The organism is Aidingimonas lacisalsi, from assembly GCF_008079445.1.
GTDB lineage: Bacteria > Pseudomonadota > Gammaproteobacteria > Pseudomonadales > Halomonadaceae > Aidingimonas > Aidingimonas lacisalsi.
The window spans coordinates 209365-230525 of the sequence record NZ_VRYH01000003.1; the positions used below are offsets into that span (position 1 = coordinate 209365).

The 21161-nt window shown below is 54.5% G+C and carries 15 protein-coding genes and 2 pseudogenes; 11 read left to right on the plus strand and 6 right to left on the minus strand.

The window, feature by feature from the left end:
- Positions 1-27: 27 nt before the first annotated feature.
- A complete protein-coding gene (locus FVV99_RS07165; protein ID WP_161598971.1) occupies positions 28-765 on the minus strand; it encodes a GntR family transcriptional regulator in 738 nt (245 codons plus the stop codon).
- Positions 766-853: 88 nt separating this feature from the next.
- Here FVV99_RS07165 and FVV99_RS07170 point away from each other — a divergent pair, with 88 nt between their 5' ends.
- On the plus strand, positions 854-1645 hold the full coding sequence (locus FVV99_RS07170) for an amidohydrolase family protein (protein WP_148253382.1): 792 nt from the start codon (positions 854-856) through the stop codon (positions 1643-1645).
- A gap of 31 nt (positions 1646-1676) precedes the next feature.
- Here FVV99_RS07170 and FVV99_RS07175 read toward each other — a convergent pair whose 3' ends face one another.
- Positions 1677-2744 (minus strand): AbrB family transcriptional regulator, encoded by a 1068-nt coding sequence (locus FVV99_RS07175; protein WP_236645332.1) that lies wholly within the window; start codon positions 2742-2744, stop codon positions 1677-1679.
- 91 nt (positions 2745-2835) lie between these two features.
- Positions 2836-3186, minus strand: coding sequence for a tripartite tricarboxylate transporter permease (locus FVV99_RS07180; RefSeq protein WP_236645333.1), 351 nt, complete (start codon positions 3184-3186; stop codon positions 2836-2838).
- Between FVV99_RS07180 and FVV99_RS07185 the strand changes: the two genes are divergently transcribed.
- The 9 genes and pseudogenes from FVV99_RS07185 to tnpC form a co-directional block, all read left to right on the plus strand.
- Positions 3170-3394, plus strand: a complete 225-nt coding sequence (locus tag FVV99_RS07185; RefSeq protein ID WP_236645334.1) for a hypothetical protein — start codon at positions 3170-3172, stop codon at positions 3392-3394. The two genes, FVV99_RS07180 and FVV99_RS07185, sit on opposite strands and share 17 nt — an antisense overlap.
- A 158-nt stretch (positions 3395-3552) precedes the next feature.
- A complete protein-coding gene (guaB, locus tag FVV99_RS07190) occupies positions 3553-5022 on the plus strand; it encodes an IMP dehydrogenase (RefSeq protein WP_148253383.1) in 1470 nt (489 codons plus the stop codon).
- A 100-nt stretch (positions 5023-5122) separates the two neighbouring features.
- Entirely contained in the window at positions 5123-6700 is a 1578-nt protein-coding gene (guaA, locus tag FVV99_RS07195) for a glutamine-hydrolyzing GMP synthase (RefSeq protein WP_148253384.1), read from the plus strand.
- A 791-nt stretch (positions 6701-7491) separates the two neighbouring features.
- Positions 7492-8391, plus strand: a complete 900-nt coding sequence (locus tag FVV99_RS07200; protein ID WP_148253385.1) for a phosphoribosyltransferase-like protein — start codon at positions 7492-7494, stop codon at positions 8389-8391.
- A 2-nt stretch (positions 8392-8393) separates the two neighbouring features.
- A complete protein-coding gene (locus FVV99_RS07205) occupies positions 8394-10391 on the plus strand; it encodes an ORC-CDC6 family AAA ATPase (protein WP_148253386.1) in 1998 nt (665 codons plus the stop codon).
- Positions 10388-11290 carry a hypothetical protein gene (locus FVV99_RS07210; RefSeq protein WP_148253387.1) on the plus strand — a complete coding sequence of 301 codons (903 nt, stop codon included), beginning with the start codon at positions 10388-10390 and terminating at the stop codon, positions 11288-11290. The genes FVV99_RS07205 and FVV99_RS07210 overlap by 4 nt, the downstream gene beginning before the upstream one ends.
- A complete protein-coding gene (locus FVV99_RS07215) occupies positions 11287-12594 on the plus strand; it encodes an N-6 DNA methylase (protein ID WP_148253388.1) in 1308 nt (435 codons plus the stop codon). Before FVV99_RS07210 ends, FVV99_RS07215 begins: the two co-directional genes overlap by 4 nt.
- Positions 12595-12745: 151 nt before the next feature.
- A pseudogene (locus FVV99_RS07220) lies at positions 12746-13555 on the plus strand (DUF808 domain-containing protein); the annotation flags it as partial.
- A gap of 23 nt (positions 13556-13578) precedes the next feature.
- Positions 13579-14217, plus strand: a pseudogene (tnpC, locus tag FVV99_RS07225) (IS66 family transposase); the annotation flags it as partial.
- Positions 14218-14420: 203 nt separating this feature from the next.
- Here tnpC and FVV99_RS18520 read toward each other — a convergent pair.
- The 3 genes from FVV99_RS18520 to FVV99_RS07240 form a co-directional block, all read right to left on the minus strand.
- Positions 14421-18368 carry an NACHT domain-containing protein gene (locus FVV99_RS18520; RefSeq protein WP_161598972.1) on the minus strand — a complete coding sequence of 1316 codons (3948 nt, stop codon included), beginning with the start codon at positions 18366-18368 and terminating at the stop codon, positions 14421-14423.
- Between the two features lie 311 nt (positions 18369-18679).
- Positions 18680-18934, minus strand: a complete 255-nt coding sequence (locus tag FVV99_RS07235) for a hypothetical protein (protein ID WP_201745049.1) — start codon at positions 18932-18934, stop codon at positions 18680-18682.
- A gap of 59 nt (positions 18935-18993) precedes the next feature.
- Complete coding sequence (locus tag FVV99_RS07240; protein ID WP_148253389.1) at positions 18994-20175, minus strand: MFS transporter; 1182 nt, start codon at positions 20173-20175, stop codon at positions 18994-18996.
- Positions 20176-20285: 110 nt separating this feature from the next.
- Between FVV99_RS07240 and FVV99_RS07245 the strand changes: the two genes are divergently transcribed.
- Positions 20286-21137: a helix-turn-helix transcriptional regulator gene (locus tag FVV99_RS07245; protein WP_148253390.1), complete on the plus strand. Its 852-nt coding sequence runs from the start codon at positions 20286-20288 to the stop codon at positions 21135-21137.
- The last annotated feature ends 24 nt before the right edge of the window (positions 21138-21161 follow it).

Here is a 21161-nt window from a genome sequence, read left to right on the forward strand (position 1 = left end):
TAGTGGCAGGGGATAGAGGCCATCCACCTAGCGGATATCGAAGCTGTAATGGAACCAGTCGAGCCGACCTCGACTCAGCCGCCACTCCAGCGGTCGTTCGTCATAGCCTCTGGCCAGACGAGCGATTTCGATGACCTGGGCTCCGGGGGACAGACCCAGATGGTGTGCCGGGGATGCCGGCACCGGGCCGGCGGAAAGCGTGTCGGTTGCACGAAAGACCACTTCGCCGCATACCTGTTCATACAGGGGATAAAGCAGGTCTCCCCAGGCATCGGGAGGCAGGTTCAGCAAGGCCTGGAAGCGCACCTGGGATAGATAGATGATTTCATGCAGTAGGGGCATCTCATCCACACGGCGCACACGCTCGATTTCAATGAGCTCGCTGTCATCGGACAGGTCGAGGTGACGACAGATATCAGTCGTTCCCGGCACGACCCTGATATCAAGCAATTCGCTTTTCGGGTGCAGTTGCACACCTTCGCGATCGGTCAGGCGGAAGAAGCGGGCAAGTGAGTGGCTGAAATCCGCCCGGCGTACGAAGGTTCCTTTTCCATGCTGGCGTTCCACCCAACCACGGTCGACGAGCATGTCGATCGCTTTGCGAGCCGTTCCCGGTGCGACACCGTACGACTGGGCGATGTGCATCTCCGATGGCAGCACATCCCCCGGTTTCAGGCTGCCTTGCTGAATGTCGGACAGCAGCGCCTGGTAAATTCGGTAATAGCGCGGGCTGCGAGATTCGTCTTGCTGAAGATTGGCTTGCATGGTCATATGCTCTAGTGTACTTATGGTCTTATATAAGAGTTAATATCTATGACACGTAATTCTCCCGAGGACAAGCCGGATTCGACCAATGTCTAAAATCGTTGATACCCACGCCCACGTCTTCACCGATCGCTGTCGCTTCGCGGACAACCCCCGCCACCGTCCTCGCTATGAGGCACCTTTGGCCACCTATCTCGATTTACTGGACCACTGGGGAATTGACTGCGGCGTGCTTGTACAACCCAGTTTTCTCGGCACCCACAATGAATACCTCATGGAGTGTCTGCGCCGGCACCCGGATCGACTCAGGGGCGTGGCGGTTATCGATCCCCAAGTGAGTGATGACTCGTTGGAAGACATGGAGTCAGCAGGCATCCGAGGGACGCGTTTGAACTGGATCGGACGGACGGTAAGCGAATTACAGACGACAGGATGGACAGACCTATTCACACGCCTTGAGTCGCGACGCTGGCATGTGGAGATCCAGGCCGAGGGACGTATCTTGTTAGACATCCTCGATCTGTTGGCTAGCTGGGAACTGGATCTGGTGATCGACCATTTCGGCCGGCCACAGGCCAATGCCTGGCGTGACCCCGTCATCGAGCGGCTGTGCACGGGCACGGCAACCCAGCGCTATTGGGTCAAGTGTTCGGCCCCCTACCGCAGCCAAAGCGATGGCTTTTCCGACGTCTGTAAACGGTTGCTCGAGTCACTGGGACCGCAACGACTGATGTGGGGCAGTGACTGGCCCTGGACGGAACATGAGCATCTCTATAGTTATGAGCGAGCACTGCACGACATTGAGCAGTGGATACCCCAGCCGGAGCTGGAACAGGTCATCCGCGAGACGCCGCGGCAGTTCTACGGTTTCGATACATAACGAGCCGACATCGTACGACATGTATCCCTGTTTAGGTGGTCATGCGTCTACCGTAGCTCAACAACACGGGCATCAGCAGGACCAGCACCGTAATACGCAGTAGGTGATGCGAGGTCACGAAAGCGGGGTCGATGCCCAGCGAGAGGGCGACCAGACTTAATTCCGGTGCGCCGCCCGGCATGTAGGCCAGCAGTGCCGCCGCTAGAGAATAGCCCGTCGTTGCATGCACGCCCCAGGCGGCCAGAATGGCGATCAGCAACAGGGCGACAGTCTGCAGTGCGGCCATCAGCAGGTTGTATCCTACCTTGGATAACGACGTGCCGGTGAAACGTACCCCTACCGAGACGCCGATGATGACCTGGGCCAGGGCGATGATGGTCGGTGGAATCGAGGCATGGGTGATGCCGATCAAGTGTAGCACCGCCGAGATCAGGGCCGGTCCGAAGAGTAGGGCATTGGGTAGGTGTAGCCGACGTCCCAGCCAGATACCGGCCACTCCAGCCGTGGCGAGCCAGGCGGTATCTCCCCACGTCGGGAACCATAACCACTGGACCAGGCTCGACTCGCGAGGTTGCAGGCTGACATGGCCGATGACTTGCAGAACGGGGGGAATGGCAATCAGTAGGATAAGGATGCGCACGGCATGGGTCATGCCCACGGTGCGCAGGTCGGCGTGTGAGTCCATTGCCATGAGTGTGACCACCGAGACGCCACCCGGCACCCCCGAGTAAAGAGCGGTGTCCAGAGAATATCCAGCAACACGATGCGAGAACCAGACTGAAAAGGCCATCATGACGGCGGTAATCAACAACATGATGATCAGGCTGGTTCCCCACAGAATCACATCGCCGGACAAATCGGGCGTGAAGGCCGAGCCCAGCATCACACCGATGACCACCAGCACTGCTTTGCGCGATGACGTCGGTGGGCGGAGTCGAACACCGGCCAGGCTGACCGCGGTCGTCGTGATCATGGCACCCAGCAACCAGGGCAAGGGCATGTGCAACCAATACGCGAGGCCGCCACCGCCGATGCCCAGGAATAGTGTCGGCAGGAATTTGCCTATCGCGATCATGCGCTTGCTGACGGTACCCCTCACGCTGAACTGGTCTCCAATGCCATATATGGTGTCGAAACGACGAGCCCGCTTGGATGGGATAGCGGGCTCGCGGGGAACGGAATGGGCGGGATCAGTCGTCCTCGACCCGTTGCAGGGATCGGCTCCTGGGCTGCATTTTCGACAGCAGCTTCGGTAACAGCCAGGGAAGCACCAAAAGCGCCGCTGCGGCGATCCATAGCCCCACGGAAATCCCGGACTGCCAGAGGATACCGACATCTCCACCGCTGATCGATAGCGCGCGGCGCAGGTTTTGTTCCATGAGTCCGCCCAGTACGTAACCGAGAATCACAGGCGCCAGAGAGAACCCCAGCTTGCGCAGCAGATAGCCGAACACCCCGATGATCAGCATCAGGTAGATGGCGGTCAGGTCGGAATGGAGCTGATAGACCCCCACGAAGGCCAGAATGGCGATACCTGGCACCAGTATCCAGCGAGTGATTGCAGGCGAAACGCCACTGTTCAGTGTGCGTCCCGATGTGGTCGGTCCGTATACGGCACAGCGGCTACGTGACCAGGTTGGCGACCGTCTTTACCCGATACCCATCGATGCGTCGTTGCTGGCCTTTGTCGACCCGCTGCGCCGCAATGCCTTCATGGAGCGTTGGCAGCGAGAGTTCGAACGGCGTTAGTCGGATTCCCGCTGATTGCCGGGGCGGCCCTGCCACAACCCCTGTAGCGTGCCAGCCAGCAGCCCACCTCGCGTTGCCGAAACCCGAGCTTAGCCGTTATAATACTCGATTAACTTCCTCACGCCCCGTCCGCCATCAGTTCAATGGGTGTTGCCGCTATGTTACGTATGGCCCAAGAAGCGCTTACGTTCGATGACGTATTACTCGTTCCCGGCTACTCCGATGTCCTGCCCAAGGATGTCAGCCTCAAATCCCGCCTAACCCGCAACCTCGAACTCAACATCCCGCTCGTCTCCTCTGCCATGGACACCGTGACCGAAGCACGCCTGGCGATCGCCATGGCCCAGGAGGGCGGCATCGGCATCGTGCACAAGAGCATGACCATCGCCGGTCAGGCCGCTGAGGTGCGCAAGGTCAAGAAACACGAAAGCGTGATCGTCAAAGACCCCGTTACCGTGGGGCCCAAGGCCAAGCTGCAGGACCTGTTGACGATGGCCGACGAGTACGGGTATTCCGGCTTCCCGGTCGTGGAGGGCGACGCCCTGGTCGGGATCGTTACCGGGCGTGACATGCGTTTCCAACCCAACCATAGCGACAACGTCGAAGCGATCATGACACCGCGCGACCAGTTGGTCACCGTGCCGGTGGGTACGTCGCTGGATGTCATCAAGGGCAAGATGCAGAAGAGCCGCATCGAAAAGATCCTGATCGTCGATGACGACTTCCATCTGCACGGCCTGGTCACGGTGCGCGACATCGAGAAGGCCAAGACGTATCCCCATGCCGCCAAGGACAGCGATGGCCGTCTGCTGGTCGGCGCTGCCGTCGGCACCGGGCCGGAAACGCCCGATCGTATCGCCGCCCTGGTCGAAGCCGGTGTCGATGTCGTCGTCATCGATACCGCCCACGGTCATTCCAGGGGAGTGATCGATCGCGTGGCCTGGGTCAAGGAGCATTATCCGCAAATTCAGGTAATCGGAGGCAACATTGCCACGGCCGATGCCGCACGCGACCTTGCCGAAGCCGGCGTCGACGGCGTCAAGGTCGGCATCGGCCCCGGTTCCATCTGTACCACGCGCGTGGTGGCCGGTGTCGGCGTGCCCCAGGTCACGGCCGTATCCAACGTGGCGGAAGCGCTGAAAGCCTACGACGTCCCGCTGATCGCCGATGGCGGCATCCGCTTCTCCGGGGACCTGGCCAAGGCGATCGCGGCCGGCGCCAGTTGTGTGATGGTCGGCGGGCTGCTGGCCGGTACCGAGGAAGCGCCGGGCGAGATCGAGCTCTACCAGGGGCGGACCTACAAGGCCTATCGCGGCATGGGCTCGATGGGGGCCATGGCTCAGACTCAGGGCAGTGCCGATCGCTATTTTCAGGACAAGGACGCCGGCGCCGACAAGCTGGTGCCGGAAGGCATCGAAGGCCGCGTTCCGTACAAGGGCGTGATGAGCTCCATCGTCCATCAGTTGATGGGCGGTCTGCGTGCCTCGATGGGCTACACCGGATGCCGCGACATTCAGGAAATGCGTACCAAGCCGGAATTCGTGCAGATCACCGGGGCCGGCTTCAACGAGTCGCATGTGCATGATGTGCAGATTACGAAGGAGGCGCCCAACTACCGGGCGGGCTAACTCAAGCTTGACGCCGGAAGCTTGAAGCGGGAAGTTGATCCCCTCGGAGACTTCCCGCTTGCGCGTTTTCGGCCCTGTTGCTTCCCAAAGGAAAGGCCAGATGACCGACATTCACGCCCACAAGATCCTGATCCTCGATTTCGGCTCCCAGTACACCCAGCTCATCGCGCGCCGCGTGCGTGAGATCGGCGTCTATTCCGAAGTGCGCGCCTTCGATATCACCGAGGCCGAGATTCGCGAGTACAACCCCAACGGCATCATCCTTGCCGGTGGGCCGGAATCGGTGACCGAGCTGGATTCCCCGCGTGCACCGCAGTGCGTGTTCGAGATGGGGCTGCCGGTGCTGGGGATCTGCTACGGCATGCAGACCATGGCCGAACAACTGGGCGGCCAGGTCGAAGGCTCGCAGAAGCGCGAGTTCGGCTATGCGCAGATCCGCATCGACGCCGAGACGGCGCTGTTCAAAGGCATCAAGGATCACGTCGATCACGACACCGACAAGGCGCTGCTCGATGTATGGATGAGCCATGGCGACAAGGTCGCCAAGGTGCCTGCCGAATTCACGGTGACCGCCTCTACGCCGAGTTGCCCGATTGCCGCCATGGCCTGGGAAGCGAAACGCTTCTACGGCGTGCAGTTCCACCCCGAGGTGACCCACACTCTGCAAGGGCAGCGCATCCTCGAACACTTCGTGCTGGATATCTGCCAGTCCGAACGGCTGTGGACACCGGCTCAGATCATCGAGGACCAGGTCGCCCGCGTGCGCGAACAGGTCGGCGAGCGTCACGTATTACTGGCCCTCTCCGGCGGGGTGGACTCCTCCGTGGTGGCCGCGCTGTTGCACAAGGCGATCGGCGATCAACTGACCTGCGTGTTCGTCGACAACGGTCTGTTGCGCAAGAACGAAGGCAAGCAGGTGATGGAAACCTTCGCCCGCCACATGGGCGTGCGGGTACTGCGTGTCGACGCCGAGGAGCAGTTTCTCTCCAAGCTGAACGGCGTGGACGACCCCGAAGCCAAGCGCAAGATCATCGGCAACACTTTCATCGACGTGTTCGACGATGAAGCCGGCAAGATCGAAGGCGTCGACTTCCTGGCCCAAGGCACCATCTACCCCGACGTGATCGAATCCGCCGCCTCCAAGACCGGCAAGGCGCATGTGATCAAGTCGCACCACAACGTCGGCGGCTTGCCCGAGACGATGAAACTCTCGCTGGTCGAACCGCTGCGCGAGCTGTTCAAGGACGAAGTACGCAAACTCGGCCTCGAACTCGGCCTGCCCTACGACATGGTCTACCGCCACCCCTTCCCGGGACCGGGCCTCGGCGTGCGCATCCTCGGCGAAGTCAAAAAAGAGTACGCCGACATCCTGCGTGAAGCCGACGCCATCTTCATCGAGGAACTGCACAAGGCCGACTGGTACCACAAGACCAGCCAGGCCTTCGCCGTCTTCCTCCCGGTGAAATCCGTCGGCGTCGTCGGCGACGGGCGCCGCTACGAATGGGTCATCGCCCTGCGCGCCGTCGAGACCATCGACTTCATGACCGCAAGATGGGCCCACCTGCCGTATGAGCTGCTCGAGACCGTCTCCAACCGCATCATCAACGAGCTGGAAGGCGTCTCCCGCGTGACCTACGACGTCAGCAGCAAGCCGCCCGCGACCATTGAGTGGGAGTGATCACCGGGTAGGGGGCGTTGAGAGGCGTCTGTCCCGGGCGCATCATCCGCTTCATACGAAAGCCTGCCTTGATCGGCAGGCTTTTTTGTTGCACAACGTTACCAAGCTAAGATGAACTTGGATTCAGCTGCTGAGGCAGTGGCCGATAGAAAAGTAAAAGACAATGCGGAAGATGTCGCAGGGAAAGGATGTTATCCCCGGACGGTAGTGTGGCTATTTGTGTGATAATGGAGTCGTTTGGTTTGGAGTTGACACTCAGCCATAATTGAATGAATAGTCGAGCCAAAAGATGAGTGGATGTATGCTCCCAGGCTAAGACGTTCCACCGAACACCTAGTGGGAAGCTCCAGCTGTGTAATGACGGCGGCGTATAAAGCTTAGTTAAGGCTTTTTTTACCATAAAGTTAAAATTGAATAAACCGCTGCATTAAAATCTAATATAAGGCAAATATTTTTTGGATAGGTTCCCGCCTATACATATAATTTTGAAATGTATTTGAAGCGGTCAATATAAATGTTTATCGGAAGTATGTAAGGATTTTATTATGCAATAATATTTTAAATATGCGGGAAGCTTTTGGCTTGAAAGTTATCAGGTTTAATTTTTTCCATAGTGGGGAATTTTTGGTTTGAACGTTTTCCGATAATAGTTGGCGAAGTTTGAGCGTGGAAAAAAGATCAGTCTTTTTTGAATGTGATGAGCTTTTTAAAGAATAAATAAGCTCTTCGGCTTCGGAGCATAGGGAGCTCACTATAATTTTACTTCAGATAAACTAATTCAAGGAGTTAATTTGAATTATTATAAAGACTACTTAGATCAAGTTGAAGAGTACTTGGTAAAGATGAAGAAGAATGCGCGACTTCTTATAGAGGAAAACATATGGGACTCAGTTAGATACGAAGACGTAGAATTGTGGCTGCAAAACTTCTCCGGCGATGAAGAAAAATTGTTAGCAGGGCTTCTTTTAGACAACCTAGTATTTAGGTCTGCAGAGCAAACTTCTTCACTCCTTAATAGTGCTATCGATTGCTCTTTATCTCATGCTATTTATAACAATCCCTTAGATGTTTTGAGAGGGGAAGACTATAAGAATATATTAACATCTCGCTATGGTAATCCCGATATTAAAGTGGTGCCTGTAATTAGGGATTTAGATCCTCCTACCAAAAGCGGGCCTGCAATTGCGCGTCTATACAAGCGCCATGTTGGCTTGGCTGAAGAGCATATGATATGGCCATGGCTTGTGGAAAAAGAGTATGCGAAAGGTGTTAGGACTTTCGTTTTTATTGATGATACTTTAGCGACTGGAAATCAGTTCTCTGAATTTCTTGAGAAGTATGCAAATCTTGGTATTCTAGATGCTACCTTAATCTACATCCCACTGCTTGCGCATAGAGAAGGTTTAGAGAAGATTAATAGAGAGTACCCAAAAGTTATAATTTCACCAGTAGAAACAGTAGATGAAAAGGATAGTTTTTTTGAATTAGGTAATGCCTCTATGTTTGATGATTTAGAGAATTTGTATCTTGTAGTGGCAGAGAAGTATTTAAACAGAAGATTGTTCAAAATAATGTGTAAAGGGTATAAAGGGTTGGCATTGACCTTTTCTTATAACCACTCAACACCTAACTCTACGTTACCGCTCTATTGGTATGAGGATGAACACTTCAAACCCTTACTAAGGAGGTAGTTATGATGACTGAGACTTCAGAGATTACAAAACTTAAGCATTCTCTTACAAAAAATAGGTCAGAGCACTTAGGGAAAGATGTTTGGAACGACTTCGTCGTTCCTAGGTTTTTTAATAGGGTAGATTTAACGTCGGAAATGCCAATCCGCCTGGAAGGTGGGAGAGGAAGTGGTAAGACGATGCTGTTAAGGTACTTATCTTATCACAGTCAGTTTTCTTTAAATAGACACTTCATAACGGATGAAGATGTTTCTCGTATTGGGCTTTATTGGAAAGCTGATACCCAATTTTTAAGGTTGATGACAAAACGAAGCATAGGCGAAGACACATGGCTCATGCTTTTTGATCATTACTTAAATCTGAAAATAGCCTATGAAATGCTGTCTAGTATATTTTCTCTTTCGGATAGCCATTATGGGAAAGTGACACACAGACAAGTGGCCGGTACTGTTCTAGAGGGTGTTTCAGACTTTGGTTTTGAAAAGGAGGGGATTAATGATGTTTATAAAGAGATAGGTAGACGAATAAGAAAGACTGAGATGATAATTCAAAATATTAAGGATGTTCAAAGCCTGAATTTTTTACCAGTCTCTTTTATTGCCCATTTGGCTGAAAGTGTTTTACATAGTTTTCCATGTTTGCAAGGGAGTCTTTTTTCAGTATACATTGACGAGTATGAGAATTTATTAAGCTATCAGCAAAGAGTTATCAATACTAGGATAAAGCACTCGGAGCCCCCTATAATATATAATATAGCAATAAAAAAGAACGGGATGTCAGAAACTTCAACACTCAGTCATGAAAAGCTAGAAAATAAAGCTGACTTTTCAATAATAAATCTTGATGATCAAATTGAAATGAGTGGCTTTGATGTTTACGTGTCTGAAATTTTCCTTAAAAAACTGGGGGAGTCCTGCCCAAATGTAATAGAATCTTGTGATATAGATCTTTCTGTTTGCCAAGAAGTTGACAAAATTGATGCTAGGTATGATTGTAAGTATGAAGCAAGCTGTAGAGAAGCTCTAAATCGTATTTTTCCGGGACGTACACATTATGATTTGGCAGAAGAGGTTTTTAATACCCCTAGTTTTTACAATAAGATGGTTTCTGAGATAAAAAGGGCTTTAGAACAAAAGAAATGCGCCAAATATCATGAGGAAGATTTTGTAAGTGGCGACCATAAAAAAGCATCTATTGTTTGTGCGTCATTACTGTTTAGACGGAACATCAATCCTGAAGATGTGGCCGCTGAGTTATTTAGGCTTCGTAACGGAGAGAAAAATAAATTTACGGACAAGACAGCTTGGGAGCATAATTACTTTATCGGATGTTATTTGAGGATTGTGAGGGCATATAAGACTAATAGTACGTTTTACTCGGGGTTTGATGTTTATACATCTTTATCTGGTGGTAATGTAAGGCACTTTTTGGAGTTGTGCAGAACCGCAATTAGCCTTGTTGGTGATAATGACCTCGCAAAAGATTTTGTTGTCAGTAGGAAATTACAGCATATAGCTGCAAGAAATACAAGCGAGGAACTTGTTAGGGAAATTCAAAGATTTACTCCCTTGGGGAATCAGTTGAATAATTTCGTACGAGGTCTTGGAAGGGTTTTCCAGCTTTGTCAAGACAGAGAATCTCAAAGTGAGACTGAGGTGACTCATTTCGGGATAAAAGACGATCAAGGTGTTTTCAAAGAAGAAGACCAGTTTTTCTTGGATGAAGCTGAGAAGTGGGGGGTTCTTAAGGCGATAGAATCAACAAAAAACAAGTCACTAAGTGCTTCTCCAACGTATGATTATATATTAAACCCTGTTTATTCTCCGTTCTTCCTTATAAGTTATAGGAAAGGGAGGAAATTGGATATTGATGCTGTTGACTTTAAGGCTCTGTTTCAAAGTGGAGAGGCAGCAGTTAACTCATCAATTGGTAAAAAGTTGCGTTTGCTGTCAAACTCTAATGAAAATTCTTCCACTGATATGCAGGCGAGCTTGCTGTGATTGATATAAAGTCGGCTTCTTCCGAGTACCCTGTTGAGTTTCCGGATAAATTTTCTCATGGGTTTGTAGGTGCTGGAATTGATGATAGAACAAATGCTTCTGTTGAGCATGTGCATGATTCATGTGAAAATGTTTTTGTCTTGGAATATGATGGTGAAAATCTAAATATTAAAGTAGATGGCATCGCAGTAGAATGCCACGATTTTCCTGAGTTTTTTTCATCTTTGTCCGCCAACTCAATCATCGTTGATTCTACTAGTCTTGATATCCCTGAGCTTGCTATTCTTCTCAAGTCTGCGATAAATGAGGCGGGTTTGGAGATATTTTTTATATATTTTGAGCCCAGCGATTACTCTGTTGTAAATAATGGGGCTCTAACGCTAGAGGATTTTGGTTTATCAGATAGAATAATAGGATTTGAAGGAGCAGGTATTCCGACTTTATCAATGCCCGTAGAGGGTGAAGTCCCACGGAAGTTTGTTTTTTTTGTTGGTTATGAAGCTGGACGGTTGCAAAGTGCAATTGAAACATATGATATTATGAGCGATGAAGCAAAGATTTTCTTTGGCATGCCCGCTTTCCGGCCTGGATGGGAGGTTAAGTCAATCAAGAGAAGCCTTCCCGTGTTAAGCGAGCAATCTATAACTGGAAGTTCTGGATATTGTTCCGCTAGTAATGCACGAGATGCCCTACGAGTTTTGAGAGAGTTTGACAATTACAAAGAAGAATTTTTGATGTATGTTCTTCCTCTTGGGACTAAACCATGTTCGATAGCAGCCATTTTATTCAGTTTGGAGAACGAGGGACGTGCTAGGTTGCTTTATGACCAGCCAGGAAAGAAAAGTGGAAGAAGCTATGGGGTTGGCAGAAAACATTATTACAGGTGCCTTTTAAAATGAGTTTTTATGAAACCCCAGCGAATATCGTACGATTGATTAAGAAGCATGTTCCTGCTTCTTCAACAAAAATTCTTGACCCAGCGGTGGGAGAGGGGGCGCTTCTCTTTTCGCTAAGCGCGTTTCATCTTAATCGTCAGGTAACTATTGTTGATATTGATGACAAACGCTTGTCAGGTGTTTTGTTAAGATTCCCAAAGTCTCAGACAGTAAATGAGGATTTTTTAAGCTGGTCAAGTCGTGGTGAGAAAAGGTTTGATTTAATCGTAGCTAATCCTCCGTTTTCTGGAAAATCTCATAGTAGAGTAATCTATGAGGGCCGAAAGGTTCCAATTGAGCTAGCTTTCATAAGGCGATCTGTAGAGCTTTTAGAAGAAAATGGAAGTCTGATCGCAATAGTACCAGATTCACTGATTAACTCTTCAAGTTTCTTAGTGGATCGTAAGTGGCTTTTTACTCAGGGCGAGGTGAGGTATGTATATCAGTTACCGGAGAATTCTTTTTTTGGTATTGAGGCAGCTTTCTTTTTAGTTGTTTTTAAGAAAGCTGGAGTGGGCGGGCAATTGCGCTTACGCAAACTTGAAGAAAAAGGTGGTGGCGAAGAGATTACTGTGTCCAAAGTTACCCTTGAAGAAACAGGATTTCGATTGGACTACTTGTATTATGCTGAAAGAGAGGTTTATGGTGAAGTTGTTAAAAGCCTAGGAAATGCTGACTTATCTAAACTTGGTGATATTTGCGATGTTTCTAGAGGAAGGAAAAGGAGTAACTATAAGTCATCTGGCCTAATTCATACAGACTGCTTTGAGTCTGGATTTTGGGTTCGGCGAGGTAAAGCAATAGATATATTTAATGTTGAAAGATGGGTTGTGGCTGTCAGAAGGGTGTCAAGAAATGCACATTTAACTTTTGGCATTGTGAATGCTGAAGATGAAGAATTTTGCACGGATTGTTTGATTATTGTTAGGCCTGATTGCAGATCTGTTTCCCCCATAGAAATTCTTTTCTATCTTAGAGTTATGTATAGTAATTTGCACGGCGGTTTTTATCTTCTTAAAGGGGTGGGGGCGAAATTTCTTTCTGTAGAGCAAATTAAATCGCTTCCTTATTATAGAATCACATCTATTTTCCGTGAGGAATTTTCTGAATATTGCAATTTGCTTTTTATGATGGATTTTGAAGGCTGTAAGAAGGTCGAGGAGAGAGTTTTTTTGAAGTTGGCTGGAGGTGGGAATGTTGAGAGTTTTTATGCTGTTGGAAAGAGTAAAGAAAAAGATGAAGAGGAGGGGGTTGTAAACTACTACTGAATTTTTTGAATTTTTATTTTAGTACCTATCGATTTTAATTACGGCTAAGCAGCTACTTCGATGCCATAGACCCTCCGGGCGCCTATGCTGCCCTCTCAAGCCGTCAGACCGTGAGAGCATAGATTGCTTTTTATTGATGGAGGAGGCTTCCATGATCGGCGGCTTGATAGGGGTACTGGATGACATCGCCGCATTGGCGAAGTTGTCCGCAGCATCACTGGATGATGTGAGTGCCGCCGCTGGGCGTGCGACGGCGAAGACCGCCGGGGTGGTGGTCGATGATACGGCGGTGACGCCGCAGTACTTGCAGGGGGTGACGGCGGAGCGTGAACTCTGGATCGTGAAGAAGATCGCGCTGGGGTCGATCCGCAACAAGCTGATTTTTATCCTGCCGGTGGCCTTGCTGCTTAATCACTTTTTGCCCGTTCTATTGCCGATCATTCTGATGGTTGGTGGTACCTACCTGGCCTTGGAGGGCGCGGAGAAAGTCTGGCACAAGCTCTCCGGGGAGCAGGATGACGACAAGCCAGCGGTAGAAAAGGGGCCGGAGGCCGAGAAAAAGATCGTCAGCAGTGCCGTTCGGACCGACCTGATTCTGTCCGCCGAGATCATGGTCATCGCGCTTTCCGCCGTTTCTCATCAGGGGTTCTGGTCACAACTAGCGAGCCTGGTGGTGGTCGCGTTTTTCATCACCATTCTGGTGTATGGCGTGGTGGCGCTGTTGATCAGGATGGACGATCTCGGCCTGAAGCTCGCCCAGTGGGATAGTTCGGGAATGAAGGAGCTGGGCCGGCGTCTGGTGACTGCCATGCCTAAGGTGCTAACGGCCATCTCGGTCGTGGGAACCGTCGCCATGCTCTGGGTGGGCGGGCATATCCTGCTGGTCAACCTGGGTGCCGATGGCACGGGGTGGTGCAACGCGCCCTATGCGTGGGTACACCATGTCGAGCAGGGCATCGGCGAGGCAACTGGTGGACCGCTTACGGCCGTCTGGTCACCGATGGCTATGAAGGCTATGCCGAGGTCGTGCGCCGTAACGGCCTCACCCATGCCGGCTGCTGGGCGCATGCTCGTCGCAAGTTCGTCGAGGCCCGGAAGGTGCAGCCCAAGGGCAAGACCGGTAAGGCCGACTGGGCCATCAACCAGATCCGCAAGCTCTACGCGGTGGAGAAACAGGCCAAGGCGCTGGAGCCCGAGGCTCGCCGAGCACTGCGTGAGCAGCAGAGTCGACTACTGATCGACCAACTGCGTACCTGGCTCGACAAGTCGCTGAACCAAGTGCTGCCGAAGAGCGCGCTGGGCAAGGCGCTGCATTATCTGGATGGTCAGTGGGAGCGACTGACACGCTTCCTCGATGATGGCCTGATCCCGCTGGACAACAACCCGGCCGAGAACGCCATCCGCCCCTTCGTGGTGGGCCGCAAGAACTGGCTATTCAGCCAGACGCCGAGCGGTGCCCACGCCAGCGCAGCGATCTATAGTCTGATCGAGACGGCCAAGGCCAATGGGCTCTCACCTTACGACTACCTGCAGTTCGTGTTCGAGACCCTGCCGACGCTCGGCGCGGATGACGAGCTCGATTCGCTACTACCTTGGAACTGGAAGGATACCCTGCCGGCTTAAGATGGGGTTCGTGGACCGCTTACGCCCGATGTCGTAGTGAGCTTGCCGCGTCCAGCCTGAATCTCCGGTCTATCGGTGGCACCAACGGCAGCACGCTTAGTCCCTTGCCCGTACGGATTTCCGTGCGGTCATGACACCGATATTCTCGCGTACCACTGCTTAGCCTGGCCCAGTCCTCTGCTAGGTTCTGCTGTTGACGGACGTCAGCGAGATAAGTCGAGCACCACAACCTCGACCCGACCTGCCGTCACAGCTGGGTGCTGGTCGAGTGCATTTTGTAACTCGGAGGCAGTGGTCGGCTTGGCACCGCCGTCGGGCCGCGCGGGGACAAGGTAGGCAGATCCAAACCAGAATGTGAGGAATAGGCCTTGTCCCTTTGCCTGCCAGTGCCCAGTGTAGAATGCCTCCAATTGACCTTCGATTGCGTTCCATAGACCTGGATGCTGCTGCCGTTTGGCCTCTAATGGCAACAGCAGGCCGTCATGCTGGAATATGATATCGGCGCGCTTATCCTGAGGCATGTCGGCCTCACCGATGATGTCGATCGACAGGGGTGTGAGGTGGCCGCGCAGCAATGAGACGGTCCTATCGCGGCACTTGTTCTCGGTGCGCGGGAGACCATCATCAGTCCAGTACAGGTCGATCTCATCTTCCGAACTACCGCGTAGCCGCCTGCCTAGCTCTCGCAGCTCTTCGACCACGATCGCGCGTAGATCGGCAACGCTGCCCGGCGGACCGCCATCAAGCACCATCTTAATCTGGTCGAACGTTGGCGGAGCATAACCTTCGTTAGCCTGCTTCTGCCGCTGATCGGAAGATACCATTCGCAGCGCCCATGTGTAACTGTCCTCAGGCGCGTCTCTTAGCGTGGTGAGCGCAGCTACGGCCTCAGTCGATACGTCGCTTGCTAGGCGAGTGATCAACGTTCGGATGTATTCCGCAGCGTCCCATAGGTTAGTGTCGCCGGCTGTCACACCACTTGGTCTGTTAACCTCTGGCCACTGCCCGCGAAAGGTTGTGATAATCCAGACGAGTTGTTTGACCGATAGAAAGATGCTGGTTCCTTCGTAACGCCTACCATGTCCAGCTCGGTCTCGGAGATGCCAAATCAACTCAGGCTCGATTGCACCGTCCAACCGTGCACGTGCCGCATCGAAATCTACGATTAGCGCTACCGCCTGCCAATTCCGCCGCCGTTCGTCGCCAATTTCCCGCTCCTGTCGATCGACAACCAGTCCTCGGAGCGCGTCACGGCGGTTTGAGCGCAGCAAGCGATCGATCATCTCGGCCTCTGCCTCAACCGACATGTCGGGGTAGCGGAATAACCAGTCCTGGGCAAGATCAGCGCTGAAGCCGCCGCCCTCGCTGCTCATGAACGCCCAAAGATGGTCCACATGCTGACGCTGCAGCCTCAACTGCGGCTGGATATAGAGCCGCACCACCTGCTCCCAGCGTCCTCGCCGCTTCAATTCAGCCTCGATCTTGGGTGCGAGTTCCTCCAGCCCGGCGTGATCCCCGGTCGCTCCATGCCAGCACTCGAACAGGCCAGCGGCCAGCCGCTCGCTGCTGACCCCCTCAAACGGCTCACCCCGCGTGCGGACTCGCTCTGAGAGCGCTGCGACGATGATATAGACTGCCTGCCAGAGCTTACTCTGGGCGTAGCTCAACGCGATCTCTTTAGCACTAGGTCGCGGCGGACGAGCCTGGAGAAACGCCTCGAAGCCTTCGAACGCTGCCGCTGCGATCTCTTCCCCAAGCCACTCCGCAACGCGCTCGTGTGCTGGCACGTCGTCGCTAGTTTCTCGAAAGTGGTTGAGGTATGCCTTTGCGGGCGGGAGGATTCGGCCATATTGGCCCGATTTGACCCCTTCGATATTGGCAAGGAAATTGCGGCGATGTTCGGCGAACTTGGCTGCCTGCTTCGCTTTGCGCTTTCGCTCTTCTTCCTCCCGTTTAAGCTCCCATTCAGGAACCTCTCGCTCGGCTAGGCCATCAATCCAGGCAAGAAGATCAGGCCTGTGCTGGACCAAGGACTTGGCGGCTTCACGTAGCCCCTTGCCTTCTTCTCCCCAGGGGCGGCCTAGGACAACAATATCGTGCCACTGTTCGTCGTTGCGAGTATCTGGGTCGATTGTTTGAAGCAGGCTAATAATTTCGGCCTGTGTGGGGTACAGGTCGATGACACCACGGTGAAGTGGAAAGGCTCGCTGCCAGATATTCTTGTCACCAACCTTGTCGATTAAGACGTGCCGCTGGATTGCTTGGCGTACCGTAGGGTTCGCCTTCAACCACGATCCGATCTCCTTGCTATGATCACGCCGGTATGAAGTTTGATCGTCAAAAGGTTCGAGCCATTGCCAAAGACGTAGCGGATCAATTGGACCGCCATTCTGGAGGCGTTTGAGCACTAGGGCATATTGAAGATCGATCAAATCATTTTCTTCGATTCCTGCGTGCGCGGGGAGGAGTGCATCCGCCTGCGCGGCAAAAAGATCAAGTAAACCGTCCAGCCGCGCGATAGGCACATGCTTAGCAAGGCGATAGAAACCAAATACAGTGATCTCCTCGGAGTCTTCTCCGATCGGGCACACCGATACCCCATCGCGGGCAAGGACAATCGCGACAATCTGCTCATCGCTGAAAGTATCTATGCCGATGTCATCAAGCAGCTCATGCGCTAGCCGAAGTGAGTCCGTCCGCACCTGCCGTCGCAATTTTTCGAGCAGTATAGGCCAGTTTTCGCCACCAATTGAAATCAGTACGTGTGCGCTTTCATGACGGATACCGTACGATTCGGCTTCATCGAGCATAAGTGTACGCAGCAGTGTACGTTGTCCGTTTGCCGTTGGCGCGTATTTGAGCTGTTGCAGTAAAAGAAGCCGCAGCCCGAACTCGGCTCCCCGGTCGCCAACTACGCGCGCAACCTCCTCCATTAGCGGCGGTGTTACTAACGCCGCCGCACGATACTCCTGCCACCCGATGAGCCGCGGGTTGTCGGTGGCGAGCCGCTCAAGCGCCGCGAACAGCCGCCGCGCCTGCTCGGGCGTCAGCGCCACCGCGTCGCCATACTCGACCACACCCATCGGATCCGCATCGATAACCGCGTCTGCCAGATGCGGGTCGCGCGCCAGCCAGGCGTGTAGGCCGCGAAGAGAGGCGGGCACTAGCCCATGCGATCGGAATTTCTCAAGCAGCCTTTTCCGCTTCGCCCGAGTGTCGGCGCGAACAGCCAGCCAGCGCGCGCCGACAAACTCACCGACGCGGCGATGGGTGTAGGTCAGACCGTCCAGATCAGTCGCGAAAAGGTTTGTATTTGCCGCCAACTTCACGTGACCGTTATCAAATGCCTCAACCTCTGCCAGTGGCAGCGCCTTGTCGGTGGGGTCGATCGTGCCGCTTGGTTGATCGACGATGCGCGCGTAGCCGGACAGTACTAGCGCGGAAAATGCCGCCCCTGCCGCGTCGAGCACGACTTCGCGAGGCAGTTCCTGCTTGACCTGGTTTCGTTCTTTCCTGAGAGTCTCAATCGCTTGCTCAAGCAGTGCGCCGCTTGTCGCTGGCAACGGTTGGTCGGATGGCAGAGCGGCGATCAGCTTTAGTGTTTGCGGGTTTCCGAGAAAGTCGATGCCGAGTAGATCGAAATGATCGAGCAGCATGCATGCGTGGGCCTCGTCGTTGGTCAGTTGAGTGAGAAGTTTGTGTTGGTCGCCGCGATCGAGTGGATAGAGATGTGCTTCAAGGGGCGGTACTCCTTCATATTGGTCGGCAATTGCCAGTGCCGAGACCGCTGCACGCCACTCTGCCACTCTGCAGCTGAGGATAAAGGGTGGGTAGTCGAGCTCCCCCAGCTTCCGCAATACTAGGTCGACTGCATCGCCATCGGATTGCGCTGACACTTCATCGAGCGCGTCGATTACTAGGCGTTCATTATCACCAAGCAGCGTCTCGGGCCGCGACCGATTAATCAACTGATGCGCGCGGCAGAAAGCGTTGCCATCTTTCTTTCCTAGCTCTCTGAGCAGCTCGGTCTTTCCCATGCCAGCCTCGCCAAGGACGATGACCGGCTCGCTTCGCTTGAGCAAGTCATCCTGATCCAATTGATGCTGGCCGTTTTGACTGGAAAACCAAAGCTTTCGGCTAAAATAGCTCACACACACGCTCTCTTGGCCAAGTTGAACCCCACTGCTAATTCTTAGCCTATCATTTGTTAGTTTGGGGGAGGCATGGCCTGAGGTAGTCGTCTACGGAGAAAAAGGAGCGTGGCAGTCTAGGCAGTGAAAAATGCCGACCTGATGTGGTTTGTTTGACGCCACGCGCCTAACCTCGCCGTACAGGCAGGCACCCTTGCTTGATCTATTACCTATCTCCTGGCATTTCGCTCGCCCGGAACAGCGCCAAGACTAACACCTATACGTTTGCCATCCGTCGAGTTGATGCTTCTCCACCCATCAATGCACGATCTTCAAATGCGTGAACGTGTCCCGTGCGTGGTCTTCGCGGGATAGCGGCGGACGCGGTCGGCGGTCTCCGTGGTGAATTCCGCCATGTCCTCGGCGAACAGTGCTGGTGGACCGATGGCGTTGAGGATCGCCGGTTCGATGTCGTAGTCGAGGTTGCCGGATTCGTCGGAGAGGGCGTGCGCATGCGTGCAAGATGCCTGTAGTACTCGAACTATCACGTTCTCTTGACCGGTTTCATGGCGCGTAGTTTGATGCATGGTGCCGACAGGCTCCGCCTGAGCTGACGGAGCCTTTACGTACGGAGTTGAGACGTTTTTCATGGCGTAGTGCAAGGCACGTCGCGTCGCTTCGCAAACCCCAAAAGCAGCATTTGCACCCCCATCCCCAGCAGGGCGACGACACCCGCGCCCATCGAAAGCATGTCGATAGGCATCTGCAGTGCCAAGGCCAGGCCGCCGAGCGAGGCACCCAGGGCGCTGCCGAGATAGAGCGCGGATTCGTTCAAGGCCACCGCGAGATTGCCGTCTCCCTGGGATTCGCGGGCCTTCATCAACTCGTTGTTCTGCGGCACCTGCAGTGCCCAACCCACGGCGCCCCAGAGGGCGATCGGGATCAGCGCCAGCCAGGGGCTGATGCCGAGTAGCAGTGGCAGGGCGATCAGCGCGATACCCAGTAGCAGCATGATGGCGAAGGTGAGCCTGGGGCCTGAGAAGCGGTCGACCAGGGCGCCGATCAAGAAGCTGCCAAGCACGCCGCCTACGCCCCACACCCATAGATAGGGCGTCACCGAGTGCTCGCCATACGCGCCGACCAGCGGCGCGATGAAGGTGTACATGCCCAGGCTGGCGATGGCGGCCAGCAGGGAGATGCCGAGCGGGCCGACCACCCGTCGGTCGATCAGGATGGAGAGCTTGCGGCGCATCGGCACCACCTGGGTGGCGGGCATGGGCGGCAGACGGTAGATCAGGCCGACCAGCGCCACCAGCCCGAGCAGTGCGATCAGCCACAGGGCGGCCTGCCAGCCCCAGCGTTCTGCCAGCAGCAGGCCGATCGGTACGCCGAGTACGGTGCCACTCGCCATGCCGCCCATGATGATCGAGATCGTCTTGCCGCGCTCGTCCGCCGGCGCCACGCCGACCGCCGCCGCGATGCCGATGGCGAGATAGGTGCCTGCCGCCATGCCGGCCAGCACGCGCCAGACCATCAGGGCGGCGAGGCTGGTCGTCAGCGCACTGGCTGCGTTGGCGATCACGAACAGCCCCAGCATCAGAAACAGCCCGCCGCGTTGGCGATTCGCGGGCAGCAGGGCGACGCACAGCGGCGACCCCAGCCCGTAGGCGAGTGTGAAGGCGGTGACCAACTGGGCGGCCACGGAAACGGAGACCGTGAAGTCGGCCTGGATCAGCGGGATCAGCCCAGCGGTAACGTAAGAGGCCATGCCTAGCGCGAAAGCGCCGATGGCTACCAGGTAGGTGGTGCTATGTGAGCCGCGTGTCATCTGTACTCTCCTTGATGCGTCGAATGGTGTTGCAGGGAAGTACGCGGAGTGTGCGGCGGGCTTTAAAGGGTTACAATTTAATCATTTATGCTATTACTCAAGGCAACAGCATGGCTCAGGAACGCACGCTTGCACGCACACGGCCCGAACTCGCCGAATTTCTGCGCACCCGCCGCGAGCGGATCTCGCCCGAGTCGGTGGGGCTCCCGGCGGGCGCGCGTCGGCGCACGCCGGGGCTGCGGCGCGAGGAGGTCGCGACCCTCGCGGGTGTGGGGGTGACCTGGTACACCTGGCTGGAGCAGGGGCGCGAGATCGGTGTGTCATCGGCCTTTCTCGATAACCTGGCGCGGGCGTTGCAACTGGATGCGGCGGAGCGGCGTCATCTGTTCCTGCTGACTCACCAGCGCCCGCCAGTCGAGCCGGGCAAGACCTGGTGTCAGGTGCCGCCCCTGGTGAAGCGCCTGATGAACGATCTGACGACACGCCCCAGCTACGTGCTGAATCTGCGCTGGGACGTGCTGGCGTGGAACGAGGCGGCGGCGCGGGTGTTCGGCTTCGCCAGGCAGCCGGCGGCGTATCGCAATCTATTATGGATGCTGTTCGCCGACGCCGAGCTGCACCGGGTGATCGCCGATTGGTCAACTCAGGCGCCACGCATTCTCTCCAGCTTCCGGCGCGACTACGCGCGGGCGGACGACGACCCCGCCATCGGCAACCTGGTGAAGGAACTCTCCGCGCACTCTCCCGAATTTCGCCAGTGGTGGCACCGCCACGAAGTGGACGCCCCTTGCCAGGGTGTGCGCTCGCTCGATCTCGATGGCCTGGGCGAGGTCGGCTTCGAGCACACCAGCCTGATCGTCGACGAAGGACGGCATCTGCGCCTGGTGGTCTACGCCGTACAGGAAGGCGATCCCCAGGCCGAGGCTTTCGCGCGCTGGGTGGCTGGCGAAGCCGGGGGCTAGGGCCGCTCAGCCCTCCCGATTCGA

Excerpts from the sequence above, each read along its gene's own strand:
- FVV99_RS07165 (WP_161598971.1), bottom strand. The coding sequence starts at position 765 with ATGCAAGCCAATCTTCAGCAAGACGAATCTCGCAGCCCGCGCTATTAC.
- FVV99_RS07170 (WP_148253382.1), top strand. The coding sequence starts at position 854 with ATGTCTAAAATCGTTGATACCCACGCCCACGTCTTCACCGATCGCTGT.
- FVV99_RS07185 (WP_236645334.1), top strand. The coding sequence starts at position 3,170 with ATGGCGATACCTGGCACCAGTATCCAGCGAGTGATTGCAGGCGAAACG.
- guaB (WP_148253383.1), top strand. The coding sequence starts at position 3,553 with ATGTTACGTATGGCCCAAGAAGCGCTTACGTTCGATGACGTATTACTC.
- guaA (WP_148253384.1), top strand. The coding sequence starts at position 5,123 with ATGACCGACATTCACGCCCACAAGATCCTGATCCTCGATTTCGGCTCC.
- FVV99_RS07205 (WP_148253386.1), top strand. The coding sequence starts at position 8,394 with ATGATGACTGAGACTTCAGAGATTACAAAACTTAAGCATTCTCTTACA.
- FVV99_RS07215 (WP_148253388.1), top strand. The coding sequence starts at position 11,287 with ATGAGTTTTTATGAAACCCCAGCGAATATCGTACGATTGATTAAGAAG.
- FVV99_RS07235 (WP_201745049.1), bottom strand. The coding sequence starts at position 18,934 with ATGCATCAAACTACGCGCCATGAAACCGGTCAAGAGAACGTGATAGTT.
- FVV99_RS07240 (WP_148253389.1), bottom strand. The coding sequence starts at position 20,175 with ATGACACGCGGCTCACATAGCACCACCTACCTGGTAGCCATCGGCGCT.
- FVV99_RS07245 (WP_148253390.1), top strand. The coding sequence starts at position 20,286 with ATGGCTCAGGAACGCACGCTTGCACGCACACGGCCCGAACTCGCCGAA.